The organism is Rheinheimera faecalis (assembly GCF_021290965.1).
Classification (GTDB): domain Bacteria; phylum Pseudomonadota; class Gammaproteobacteria; order Enterobacterales; family Alteromonadaceae; genus Pararheinheimera; species Pararheinheimera faecalis.
In genome coordinates this window covers 197,323-210,372 of record NZ_JAJOYT010000006.1, presented here as the reverse complement: position 1 = coordinate 210,372, position 13,050 = coordinate 197,323, and the positions used below count along the sequence as shown (strand labels likewise).

The 13,050-nt window shown below is 45.1% G+C and carries 7 protein-coding genes; 1 reads left to right on the top strand and 6 read right to left on the bottom strand.

Going from position 1 to position 13,050, the window contains the following annotated elements:
• From LSG34_RS12975 to LSG34_RS12955, 5 genes are all read right to left on the bottom strand, one after another.
• Positions 1 to 480 (bottom strand): PIN-like domain-containing protein, encoded by a 480-nt coding sequence (locus LSG34_RS12975; protein WP_233009522.1) that lies wholly within the window; start codon positions 478 to 480, stop codon positions 1 to 3.
• A gap of 46 nt (positions 481 to 526) precedes the next feature.
• Positions 527 to 1,150: a hypothetical protein gene (locus LSG34_RS12970; RefSeq protein WP_233009521.1), complete on the bottom strand. Its 624-nt coding sequence runs from the start codon at positions 1,148 to 1,150 to the stop codon at positions 527 to 529.
• Positions 1,151 to 1,931: 781 nt separating this feature from the next.
• Complete coding sequence (locus LSG34_RS12965; RefSeq protein ID WP_233009520.1) at positions 1,932 to 4,997, bottom strand: efflux RND transporter permease subunit; 3,066 nt, start codon at positions 4,995 to 4,997, stop codon at positions 1,932 to 1,934.
• Positions 4,998 to 5,001: 4 nt separating this feature from the next.
• On the bottom strand, positions 5,002 to 8,244 hold the full coding sequence (locus LSG34_RS12960) for an efflux RND transporter permease subunit (protein ID WP_233009519.1): 3,243 nt from the start codon (positions 8,242 to 8,244) through the stop codon (positions 5,002 to 5,004).
• Positions 8,245 to 8,440: 196 nt separating this feature from the next.
• Positions 8,441 to 9,508 carry an efflux RND transporter periplasmic adaptor subunit gene (locus LSG34_RS12955; RefSeq protein ID WP_233009518.1) on the bottom strand — a complete coding sequence of 356 codons (1,068 nt, stop codon included), beginning with the start codon at positions 9,506 to 9,508 and terminating at the stop codon, positions 8,441 to 8,443.
• A gap of 274 nt (positions 9,509 to 9,782) precedes the next feature.
• Between LSG34_RS12955 and LSG34_RS12950 the strand changes: the two genes are divergently transcribed.
• Positions 9,783 to 11,246: an OmpP1/FadL family transporter gene (locus LSG34_RS12950; RefSeq protein ID WP_233009517.1), complete on the top strand. Its 1,464-nt coding sequence runs from the start codon at positions 9,783 to 9,785 to the stop codon at positions 11,244 to 11,246.
• Positions 11,247 to 11,542: 296 nt separating this feature from the next.
• Here LSG34_RS12950 and LSG34_RS12945 read toward each other — a convergent pair whose 3' ends face one another.
• Positions 11,543 to 12,874, bottom strand: coding sequence for a DUF4397 domain-containing protein (locus tag LSG34_RS12945; protein WP_233009516.1), 1,332 nt, complete (start codon positions 12,872 to 12,874; stop codon positions 11,543 to 11,545).
• Between the last annotated feature and the right edge of the window lie 176 nt (positions 12,875 to 13,050).

Below are 13,050 nucleotides of genomic sequence, written 5' to 3'. Positions count from 1 at the left end.
TTATGGACGTCCAATTTTACCGTCAAAAATATTCGCAAGTCTTTCCTGTATTTCGTCTGCGTTGATTCTGTCGGTATGGATTGCCTTGTTGCGCTCCAATTCTTCATTTATGAAACCGAACATATCCTTTAGTTTTTTCAGTGATTCAGGTTCCAGAAATGGATGCTGGCGAGCGTTGTCGAATTTACTTTCTAAGTTCTTTATCGAACTTATCGCATCACTGTATGATTTCTCTTGCTCACCAATAACTGAATGTCGGTTTCGAAGATACTCCTCAGCTGCTTGATGAGGAAGCCATATACGGCTTTTGGAGCTTTCAAGTACCCGTAAAAACTCATCTCTAGTTTCTACAGAATACCGATACAAATTAAGCAGAATGTTTGCATCAAATACGAAAACTGCACTTTTCCATATTGTGGTGTAGCTGGCGGCACTTTCTTTGAAATAGCCAGGAAACATTTTATACATACTATTAGCCATGACGAATCCCTTTGATACTCATGTTAAAAAGTCCTGCGAGCATTTTTCAATTTTTATCATCATTCTGGGCATCTAGTTTAGCAATCTCTTTTTCAGATTCTTTTATGATATCTTCTAAAGTGACTGGTACTTTGTTTTCATTAATGCGGCGTTGTACTTCGTATGGCGTACCGAGAACCACGCGTACATTAATATCTCCTTTTTCATCAGTTGTTTTACTTACGTCTTCCACTAGGTAATTATCGAATGTCCAATTTTCTAAAACTCGATCTATATTTCTATCCAAAACTTCTTTTCTGGCATCTCCACTCAGATAAGAAACAAGATTCTTGTGCATTTCACTCTTTAACCAAGCTTCTTTAATTGACTCACCTATCGTCTGCTGCAACAACCAAATCCCAAAAGCAGTTAAAGATATAGTTATTTCTATACTGCCCTTTTCGAGTTTTTGTAAGTAGTATGCATCAATATGATTAATTGGGCCTTTTACCCGATCTCGCATCGATTGCTTTTCTGAAGGGGAAATATCGCTTATGTTTATCAGGTGAAAAACTTCTTGATATTGTATTTCTCTGAGGATAGTGGATATTTTTTTTAGAAGAGCTCTTAAAGTTCTATCAGAAATAGGGTCTAAATGAGGATGATAAAAAACAAAATTGACATTATTCATTGGTTGTTGGGGCTAGAGTTCAGGTTTCTACCGTTTGTAATAGAATTTTTTCACTGGTTTCTAGGGGTCTACGCTCGGGAATTGAGCTCATCCTGATTGACACAGCGACTCTGAACCGCAAAGCCATCTCCATTCTAATTTGAATTAATCTAATCGGTCAAACACATTTGTCTAATGCATATTCTGTGGGAGTATCAGTATAGCTAAGGCAGCTAACACCATTTTAAGTCCCTAATTTAAACAAACTACAACCAACACGATTTTTTTACAATAGGCTATTACAAAGATCACTAGTAACTATTGTTGATTAGTTTCGACTGAATCGCCGCAAAAAAAATAGACACTTCCCAGGCGTTCTGAGTTACGGATTTAGGTAGCGAGAGCATAAGGAAGCAGAGGCCGCGTTTAACTATTTTCAGTCACAACAATGTCCGCTTTTGGCACTAAGCGGTTATCCGATTGACTTATAGTCAGACAACTGAAGTTATTCAAACTGAATCGACTGAAGATTGGAATTGCGGTCTAAAGAGGACTAAGCAGCCAAAGCGAGGAAAGCCATGGTGCTTAGCAGACCCTGTCCAGCATGGTGAAGGCGGGATTTCAGCAAGTCAGTCATCTGACTTGCTGCCGACTGAACGGGTTTTGCTCTGCAAAACCCCGGCCCCCTTGGACAGGAGCCTATAGGGATATATTTACGGCGAGTCTGCGTGCGCTATGGCTTTTCCGCTGCCACCTTCACCAACTACTGAAGAGCGGCAGATTCAAACTAGCAACGAAGCGACTAAGGCGCAGTAATCACCTTATTCGCCAGTACTCTGGCTTTGCCCAAAAAGCCGGACCAGCGGATATTGAAGCGGATCAAGCCCCAATAAGTTAACGGCACCAGCAATAAACTGGTTAAGGTTGAAAATACCAAACCACCAATGATAGCGATGGCCATAGGCGCATAACTTGGGCCGTCGCCGCCTATGGTTGCATCACCAAAAGCCAGCGGTAACAGGCCTAATACAGTGGTGGATACCGTCATCAGAATAGGCCGTAACCGTGCTTCACAGGCTTCAATTATCAATGGCACCAGCTCTGCATCAGGACTTTCATTACGTAGCTGATTGATACGGTCCACCAGCACTATGCCGTTATTCACCACTATGCCCATCAGCACCAGCATCCCTATCATGCCCATAATGCCCATAGAAGTGCCGGTGAATAAAAAGGCCCAAAACACGCCAACGAAAGAGAACAACAATGAGCCAATCACAGCTGTTGGCATAATCAAGGACTCAAACAATGCTGCCATCACCAGATAAATCATAGCCACAGCCAGCAACATATTAATTTGCATAATGCCCTGGGCTTCATCCTGATACTGGAAGCTGCCTTCAAAAGACCAGGCATAACCCGCTGGCAACTGCAGTTGATTTAATCTTTTGGTCAGCTCTTCACGGGCTTTATCCATCGTCAGGTCTTTGCTCATATTCATACCAATGGCAAGCGTAGTCTGACGGTTAAAGCGGCGGATTTCCGACAACAGTGGTTCCACTTTCAGTTCAGCCACCTGAGCCAGGGTAATCACAACATTGTCTTTCACCAGCACCGGAATAGCCGCCAATTCAGCGGGCGAATGACTGACTTTTTCATCGTACAACACTCTAAGCTGCACTTCGCCCTGCTCGTCTGAGCGGAAGGTGCGTAAGTTGGTGCCACGTAATGCTAATGTCACAGCTTGCGCCACTTCGCTTGCATCCAGGCCTTGGCGTTGTAACTCTTCGTTATTCAGCTGAATTTGCATTTCAAACTGGCCATCGGCAATTTCAGAACGCACGTCTTCCAGCCCTTTAATTTGCGAAATCACAGGCACTATATCAGCTGCTAATTTGGTCAGCATTTCAGTCGACGGGCCAGATAAATGCACCTGCATGCCACCACCGTTATCACTCCAGCCAAAACTGGGTTGTGAGCGCACCAGTTGTGGCCAGCCTTTGCGGATAGTTTCTTTAATTTCAGAGACTGGCTTTACCAGCGGATCGTTAAACATAATGATCGAAATCGCATGATTGGCGGTGTAATAGCTGTACACAGACTCAATTTCATACTCTTCTTTATGCTGGTAAAGATAAGCCTCCATCCGGTTTACTTCCTGCTCTACCTCAGCCAGGTTGTAATTGCCCTGCACGTTGTAGTTCAGAAAGGCTCTGTTGCTGTCGCCGTCATCATCATCACCGCCAGACACCTGGCTGATCGGAATAGCGATACTGAACAGCAGTAAAAAGGCGATGCCGGTTGCGGCTTTAGGCGAAGCCATGACCCAACGTAAACAACGGCCATAAAATTTATCTAGCTTGCTTGGCTGTGCATTATCACTGCTATGGATTTGCTTAATTTTTGTGGTCAAAAGCGGAATTAAGGTTAAAGCCATTAATAAAGACACACCAAGGGCTATGGTGATAGCAATAGCAACGTGCTCTAAAAACACAGTCACATCAACTTTCTGGCCAATAATGTTAGGCAAAAACACTATGGCAGTAGTCGCAGTACCAGCAAGCACGGCCAGACTAACCCTGTTTACACCCAATTCTGTGGCTCTTTTCATATCAGGATCGGCAGCACGTTCGCGGAATATGCTTTCGGTCACTACCACAGAGTTATCCACCAACATACCGACTGCCAGCATCAAGCCCATCATACTCAGCACATTCAGGCTGTAACCAAGGAAATACATGGCGCCCAAAGTAATGGCAATAGACACAGGCACAGACAACACCACCACTAATGTGGTTGGGATGTGGCGCAAGAACAAATACAGCACACCAAAAGACAATACAGCACCCATAGCACCTGAACTTAACAGGTTCGACAAAGAGTCAGTAACGCCTTTAGCGGTATCGTCCATCAGGAATAAGTTAATGCCATTAAAAGCCGGATCTTTACCCGCAGCATCCACCACAGCTATGGCAGCGCGGGATACATCCACCAGATTCGCATTCGACTCTTTAAATACGTTCATCCCTACCGCATAAGTCTGGTGTAAATGCCGGCCTTCAATACGTTTTGGCAGCTCCAGCATCACATCAGCCACTGCGCCTAAGGTTAAACCGGCACGAATAGGCAAAGCACGGATTTCATCCAGACTGGTAAACTCACCGACGGGTTTGACCAGAATGCTTTCGTTTGGATTACGCAGCTCGCCCGCTGTCATCGCAAAGTTGCTGTCCTGCAGCAACTGCACCAGTTGCACCGGATCGACCTGTAAATTACGCATACGTTGTGGGTCAAGGCGAATAGTCACCTGACGTTTATCCACACCATAAAGCTCCACTTTAGACACACCAGGCACCCGCTCCAACGGGCGCTTAATCACACGTTCCAGTAAGTCGTACGCCATAGCTAAATCGCGGTCACTGGAAATACGCAGCTGGAAAATAGGCATATCGCTGGTATTAAACTGATACACCATCACCCGCTCCACGTCTCGTGGTAGCAAATGACGCATGTTGTCTAAACGCTCACGCACTTCAATGCTTTTGGTATTGATGTCTTCTTCCCAGTTAAATTCCAGCGAAATATCAGCACCGTCTTCTTTGGAGAAACTGCGCATCTTTTTAATGCCAGTCACTGTTGCCAATGCTTCTTCCACTGGTCTGGTGATCAAGCGTTCGGTTTCACTGGGTGTGGCATTTGGATATGGCACATGCACATAAATTTCAGGTATGTCGATGCCAGGAAATTTTTCCAGTGGCAACATCCGGCTGGCGATTAGACCAAACACCAGCAAGGACAAAAACAACATACATAAAGTAACAGGCCGGGTTAAGGCAAAACGGGTGATGGCTAAAGGTTTATGATCCATGGTTTTACTCCTTAGCCGGTTGCACGTCACGCGCGCTCAAGCGATACAGCACTGGAATAAATACCAAAGTCAGTAGCGTTGACAGGCTTAAGCCCCAAATCACCGTAATAGCCATTGGAGAACGGATTTCTGCACCATCACTGCTGCCAAGTACCATAGGCAATAAGCCCAGCACTGTGGTTAAGGTGGTCATCAATACAGGACGTAAGCGGGTTGCACCTGCTTCGACTATGGCATCAGACACAGCCATGCCTTCATCCCGCAGTTGGTTAATACGGTCTATCAGTACTATGGCGTTGTTCACCACTATACCGGCCAGCATGATCAGACCGATAAACACAATCACAGAAACACGAGTACCCGTCAGCCACAAGCCAAGTACAGCACCAGCACCAGCCAAAGGTACGGTAAATAAAATCAGCAAAGGTTGCAGCAGATTTTCAAACTGCGACGCCATCACCAGATACACCAAAAACACCGCTAACAACAAAGCCATAATCAGGGAGTTAAACGAACGTTCCATCTCTTCACTTTGGCCGACAATAGTGGCACCAACCCCATAAGGCAGCGTCAGTTGTGCCAATACAGCTTTGGCCTCTGCGGTGGCCTGTTCCAAGTCGCCGTAAGCTAAATTAGCGCTAACCAAAGCCACACGTTGCTGACCAATACGGGTAATTTCGCTTGGCCCTACTTCACGTTTAATGTCGGCTACTGCAGATAATGGCAGTGGTTTTTCACTATTTGGGTTGATGATAATTTGCGACAGTTGCTGCTCTGAGTTGCGGAAGTTTTCTGCCAAACGCACGCGGATATCCACTTTACGATCGTTAATCGAATACTGGCCCGCAACTTCGCCACCAATATAATTCGCCACCCGTTTAGATACATCAGCAGCTGTTAAACCCAGCTGAGATAAACGGTCGTGGTGGAAATGTAAGGTGATTTCCGGCTGACCAGAACGCAACGAGCTTTTAATATCAGTAAATCTGTCATTGGCTGCCAGAGCTTTGGCCAGTTGATCTGAGGTCGCTTTTAAGCTGGTTAAATCATGTCCTGATAGTTCTATTTCCAGCGGAGTGCTGAAGCTGAACAACTGGGGCCTGTCTATTTTTGCAGTAAGAGCAGGCATAGTGCTGACCGCATCACGGAACAGCTGGATTAAACGCTCTTCATCCGCTGTCGTAGCGCTATCTTTTAAAATAATATTTAAGCGGCCCCAATGACTGCCACCGACATTTGGATCCACAGTCATTTGCTGGCCAGTACCAGCTTGTGCATAACTGCGATCAATTTCAGGTTGCAGTGAAGCGACGTCCGCCAGTTGTTTTAATACTTTGTCAGTACGTTCTATCGCGCTGCCTACAGGAAGTTGAACTTCCACATAAAACTCGCCCTGACTCATACTTGGGATCACATCAAAACCTAAACCCGGGATCAGCGAATAAATCAGTGCTGTCAGTCCTATAGTGGCAGAGAGTACTAAAGCTTTGGCTTTTAAGGCTGCAGTTAATACAGCGCGGTAACCTGATTCCAAAGCTCGTAAAAAAGCCTGCACTATGTTCAGCAGTGGGTTAAAAATAAAACTCAGAGCTTTAGACAAAGCCCGAAACAGGATAGTCAGCAGAGTAAACAACCCTAAAAATACAAAACGTACAGCCAGATACAGCAGGTGAAATGGCACCAGCGGCCATAAATACCAGCGCGATGGCTTAATAGACAGAGGTTTTGCTTCAGTTGCGGCACCTGACGTAGTGGAGGTCGAAGATGTGCGCTCACGGGCCGCCATGGCAGGAATAAGAGTTAAAGCCACCAGCAAGGACGCCAATAAGGCATAAGTGACTGTTAGAGCCTGATCTTTAAACAACTGGCCTGCCACACCTTCAACAAACACCAGCGGGAAAAATACCGCCACTGTGGTTAAGGTTGAAGCGGTAATAGCCATAGCGACTTCACTGGCACCTTTTTTTGCCGCTTCCATAGGCGCCATGCCCTGTTCTTTATAACGGGCGATATTCTCCAATACCACTATGGCGTTATCTACCAGCATACCTATAGCTAAGGCTATACCGCCTAAGCTCATAATATTTAAGCTGATATCCTGCGCATACATCAGGTTGAAGGTGGCAATCACTGATAACGGAATAGAAATGGAGATCACTAGCGTGGTCCAGACATTACGCAGGAATAAATACAGCACCAGCATGGCCAGAATACCACCTTCAAAGGCAGCCGATTTCACTTCGTCTATGGCTTGTTTGATAAAGGTGGATTGGTCATACACTAAGGTCAACTGATAACCAGCTGGCAGATTTTTTTGTAAGTCTTCCAGTTTAGCCGTCACAGTTTTAGCCACTTGTACCGTATTGGCATCGCCTTCTTTGTAAATCGCAATTTCAATGGCTTCTTTGCCATGCACATAAGTAATGCTTTGACGGTCGACAAAAGAGTCACGTATTTCGGCGATGTCTGACAAGCGGATTTGGCTTTCACCTACTTTGGCAATGTACAAATTGCGGATTTGGTCCAGATTAGCGAACTGGTTAATGGTACGAACTAAATAATCATGACTACCGGTTTCTAAACGACCACCAGCCTGGTTAATGTTTTGCTCTTTTAACCGCTGATTGATGGTGCTGATGTCCAGCTTTAACTGACTGAGTTTTTCATTGTCGATTAAGATCTGAATTTCCTGAGTTAAACCACCATCAGGCCGCACTGCTGCCACACCGGCTAAGGATTCTAAACGGCGGCGTAAATCTTCTTCGGCAAAAGTACGTAAGCTCACCAGTTGAGCTGGCGTTAAATCTTTTTTCTCATCACGGCTTAAGGCCAAACGAACCACAGGATCTAAGTTTGGATTAAACCGCAGCAACAATGGTTTTTTCACATCTAAAGGCAGGTACAGCACATCGATTTTCTCGCGCACTTCAAGACCGGCCAGATCCATATCTGAGCCCCACTCAAATTCCATAATCACATCCGAGCGGCCAGCGCGGGACACCGAATGCACTTTACGAATGCCTTTGACAATACCCACAGCTTCTTCAATCGGCTTGCTGACCAGCTGCTCGACTTCGGCCGGAGCTGCGCCTGCGTATTCAGTACGGATCGTTAAAGTTGGGTAAGACAAATCAGGAAGTAAATTGACGGCCAGTCGACCCATAGCGACCAGACCAAATAACATAATGCCTAAAGTGAACATCCACATAGTGACCGGACGTGCAACGGCTGTATCCACTAGTTTCATAGAAGATCTCCAGATATTTTTTTAGTTGTTTTATGCCCGTCGTACTTGAAGCCGCAGCTTTGTTGACTTCACTCTCTCGCCCCAATCACATAGGACAACTATGCTCAGGGGACTCTATCGCTTGTCGTCGCGCTGCAACTCCAATTACTGAGGGCGTAATGGCAGGGCTTGCGCCCTGCCATGGAGGGAGATTGAATTAACTCTTCGCAATAACCTGAACCGGGCTTTGCTCTTTTAAGCTGGCCTGGCCTGCAGTAACCACTTGCTCGCCTTCAGTTAAACCTTCCACTACTTCAAACATAGTGTCGGATTCATATCCTGTCGTGATGGTTTTACGTTCTACTTTGCCATCTTTGTTCACCACAAAGACTGAACTGCTGTTGTCCATCGCCATCACGGCACGTTTTGGTACTAACAGGGCTGCCGCTTTGGCGTCGTATTGCACTTCGACCTGAGCAAACATACCGGCTTTTAATGTCAGGTCACTGTTATCTACAGCAACTGTGACACGGGCTGTACCAGTGGCTGCGTCCACCACCGGAGAGATGCGGATAATTTTGGCTTCTTTCGCTGGCAGAGCAGCAAAATGTAAGTGCGCGACCTGACCTACTTTAGCCCGGGGTAACTGATGCTCTGGCAAATTGATCACGGCTTCTAAACGCTCTTGTGACACAATTTCAAACAAAGCTTTGGATGAGTATTCAGTGATCAACTGGCCTACTTTGACATGACGACGGGCAATCACACCGCTGATAGGCGCAATGATCTGAGTTTCTTTTAATGCCAGCTCAGACAAAGCAACCGAAGCAGATAAAGATTCAACCTGCCATTTTAATTTATCGTATAAGTCAAAACTGACCAGTTTTTTCTGATACATAGCTTCTAACCGGGCCAGTTCACTTTTTAACTGGCCTAATTCAGCTTTACCTTTGGCTAAGTTCAGTTGCTGACGTTCGGTGTCCAGGATAGCCATGATCTGGCCCGCTTTGACTACATCACCTTCTTCAACAAACAGCTGCTGCACTATACCTGTTGATTTGCTATTCACTTCAGCATCTTCTTTGGCTTCCAAGGTGCTGGTGGTGCGGTACAGACTGCTAATTTCACCACGACTGACTAAAGCGGCTTCTACAGGGATGCTGATGACAGCTTCCACTTTCGCAGCATCCGGACTTCCTTCAGCGCTGCCGCAACCTGTTAATACCAAAGAGCTGGCCAATAAAGCAGTAGTGACAGCAGTAGCGAGCAATGAGCGGGTTTTCATAATTTATCCTTAAACATTCAAAGTCGAATCAGTTGAAATGGGATTGCATCCCTTGTGCCATTTCGAAAAAATAAAATAAATCCATTTAAAAACAATAAGATAAATACAAAAAATACAAAATCAGCCTGAGTTCATTTTTGGCATTTAGCTAATTCCACCACTTTTTAGTCAAAGCAAGATCCGACCAGTAGCAAAATTTGCCAGACTTAGAGCATGTACTCTAAGGCCCTACCCCCCTATAATGCCGCGAAATTTATTACAGGGTACAAAAACAATGTTACGAAAAGCTTCATTACCATTAGCAATCAGCCTTGCTTTGGTCAGTCAGTCTGCTTTTGCTGAAGGCTATAAATTATTTGAACAATCTGTCAGTGCAGCTGGCAATGCCTACGCAGGTCGCGGCGCTCAAATCACCGACGCTTCTTTGGTTTATTCTAACCCTGCAGCCTTAACAAAACTCAAAGGCGCTCAATTTTCTGGTGGTGTAAACCTGATCCATGCCACAACCCGTTACAATGATGCATCGGCGCAAAGTGCCAATGGTATGCCGGTGACAGGCCGTGATTCAGGCAAACTGACTTTATCTGAATTGGTGCCTTTTGCTTTTTACAGCGACCACTTCACTGACAATTTAAGCTGGGGTATAGGTGTCTACGCTCCTTTTGGTTTGTCATCTGACTACCAAAACGATTGGGTTGGCCGTTATTTTGCGGATGAGACTTCAATTAAAGTAGTTGCTATGCAACCCACAGTGGCTTACAAACTGAGCCAGGACTGGTCTTTTGGCCTTGGCTTAAACATCAACTACGCTGAAGGTACCTTATCCAAATACAAAGACCATTCAGGTTTATGTGAACTGGGCACCAATATCAATGGTTTATATGGCGCAAATGTTTACAACGCTGCCTACTGTGACAGTCATTATGAAGTGAATGGTGATGATGTAGCCGCGGGTTATAACGTCGGTTTTCATGGCGATTTAGGTTCAACCAAGCTGGCATTGGTCTACCACTCAGAAGTGAAATACACTTTAAAAGGTGATTCTGAAATAACCAATACACCTATCACGGGCGCAAACGTGGCAGGTAATCCGAACTTTATTGTGGTAGGTGCTAACTTACCAGCAGTCAGCTTAGCGACAGGCAAACTGGCGTCGAATAGCTATTTGTCGGAACAAAGTAAACTGGACTTAACCACTCCGGCCAACCTCGCTTTTAGTGTCGATCAGCAACTGACCGATGTTTTATCTGTGCAAGCCAGCGTGAACTGGACTGGCTGGAGCAGCTTTGAGTCTATTGATATTGTCAGCGACGATGACACTCCAAGCATTTCATTAAGCACTCAGATGCCACAGAACCTGAACCAGGCCGGCTATATTGGTTACATCCCTGAGCATTGGCAGGATACCTGGTCGTTCTCTGTCGGCACTACAGTGCAGTACAACGACGAGCTGACGTTAAAAACCGGTCTGGCGTACGATGAAAACCCAATCAGTGGCAGTCATAAAACAGCACGGGTTCCAACTGCAGACCGCATCTGGTGGACCTGGGGTGCCAACTGGGCCTTGACTGCAGAGCAAAGTATTGATTTTGCTTATGGTTATATGTGGATGAACAAAGTCAGTATTGATGAGCATGAATACAACGCCAATGGCGATCGTATCTATAACTCAGGTGTACAGGCCACCTACCGCAATAAAGCTCAGGTATTAGCTGTGCAGTGGAACTATAAGTTCTAGCCAGGAAGTTCTAAGCAGAAAGTTCTAACCAGACTTAGCTCCGGTTGACCAAAACCATCCTTTAGAGGGTGGTTTTTTTTGCCTGAGATAAAATCAATACTCATCGTTTTTATATAATGGTCAACATGACCAGCAGGCTCCCCCTAATCCACTGCTATAGCTCAAAAGCAGTATTGCTGCCCTTTCAAAACTGAAACAGATAACGATGCCTCACCAGCGCATTACGAACTGCGCACATAAAAAAAACGGCCACTTCCTGTGGCCGTTTTTGGCTTTACAACTTCACTACCAGTGAATTATTTAACCAGCGTGATTTTAAAACCACTCGGCGCAACAGTAGATGGTTCAGCCGCCAGAATATAGTTTTTACCCGTTTCCAGTTGCAGCGTGTCTGTTTTATCTAACAGACTGATGGTGCCATTTTCTGCAACCTGAACCAAAGAGATGGAATAGAAATCTGTTGGTAAGGTTAAAGTGGCGTACTTTTTAAAATCCAGCGCTTTCACATGAAACTTAGCGCTTTCAATAGTTTCGTTTTGGCGAACAAAATAGAAATGCAGGTTTTTAAAATCAGGTACCAGGTTGGCCACGTTGATTTCATGCTCATGAATTTGTGGCAGGTTCTTTTCTGTAAAGCTGACTAAACCTACTTTCTGCTCTGCGTCACGGAACAACAGGACTGACTTGCTTTGACCTGCATTAATCGTCAGCAGCACATTGTTTAACAGCAACTCGTTGTTTTGATCAAGTACAGCAATGCTGTAATCGTTTTTATCCAACTGGATGTAATCTGTCAACGTGTCCTGCACCAAGTCAGCAACAGGTAAGTTATTGATTGCAATCTGACCTTGTTGGTTATCCAGACTGTTATAGATACGCACCTGGCCTTTAGCCAGACGGTGCTCTAAAGCATCGACAGTGGTCGAGTTACCTATGATATCCAGAGACACCTGATCCACCATAGGGCCTAACTTGTCACGTACAACCATCACATAGCTTGTGGTGTATTGGAAGTTAAAAGCTGTGGCTTCAAAAAATGGTGTTTTGCTACCAGCAGTGGTGACAAAAAGTTTGTATTTGCCACGTTTCAGCATTTTGCCAGTAGTAGTAATTTCTTTAGCAGAAACAGACTCTAACAAAGTTGCTTTGCTGAAATCGTCGGTTTCAGCCGCTGTGTAAATATCCACTTTATCGTAATTTGAGGATAAGTTAGCTACAAAAACCCGGAATTGGTCATCAAACTTTTCTTCACGCTTGTGAGTTAAAGTCAGAATGCTTGGGTTCGCCGCATCACCTGCCATCAAAAGCAGAGTTTTATCGCCTTTATTCAGCGTGACATCTGCTTCTTTAATCAGTGCTGAACTGGTAGCATTTTTAATCTGGTATTTGTAACTGCCTGGCTCAACACTCAACATGTTGGATGCATCGCCAAAAATAGCTGCACCTGCAGCCTGCTCGTTTACGGTCAAAGAACTGTTAGCGCTATTGGCAGCACCATTATAAAACTGCACGTATCCTTGATTAAAACCGTCTTCGGCTTTATCACCAGAGCTGCCACCGCAGGCTGCTAAGGCGATCAGCGAAAACAAAGGCAAAGCCAGACGACTGGCGCGCTGTATCATGTTCATTAAGCTATCCTGTAACTTGGTTGTTAGTTGGCCAAGAGATTATGTATAGCCCCATGAAAAACCTAGCGTTTTTACCAACTCAAACAGTTAATAACAGCCCTTAACAAATCGCGCATAACTGAACACCAAATGGCTATTGCAAAGTTATGTAAAGAGGATGTGATGAAGATAGGCAG

Excerpts from the sequence above, each read along its gene's own strand:
- LSG34_RS12955 (WP_233009518.1), bottom strand. The coding sequence starts at position 9,508 with ATGAAAACCCGCTCATTGCTCGCTACTGCTGTCACTACTGCTTTATTG.
- LSG34_RS12970 (WP_233009521.1), bottom strand. The coding sequence starts at position 1,150 with ATGAATAATGTCAATTTTGTTTTTTATCATCCTCATTTAGACCCTATT.
- LSG34_RS12975 (WP_233009522.1), bottom strand. The coding sequence starts at position 480 with ATGGCTAATAGTATGTATAAAATGTTTCCTGGCTATTTCAAAGAAAGT.
- LSG34_RS12965 (WP_233009520.1), bottom strand. The coding sequence starts at position 4,997 with ATGGATCATAAACCTTTAGCCATCACCCGTTTTGCCTTAACCCGGCCT.
- LSG34_RS12950 (WP_233009517.1), top strand. The coding sequence starts at position 9,783 with ATGTTACGAAAAGCTTCATTACCATTAGCAATCAGCCTTGCTTTGGTC.
- LSG34_RS12960 (WP_233009519.1), bottom strand. The coding sequence starts at position 8,244 with ATGAAACTAGTGGATACAGCCGTTGCACGTCCGGTCACTATGTGGATG.
- LSG34_RS12945 (WP_233009516.1), bottom strand. The coding sequence starts at position 12,874 with ATGAACATGATACAGCGCGCCAGTCGTCTGGCTTTGCCTTTGTTTTCG.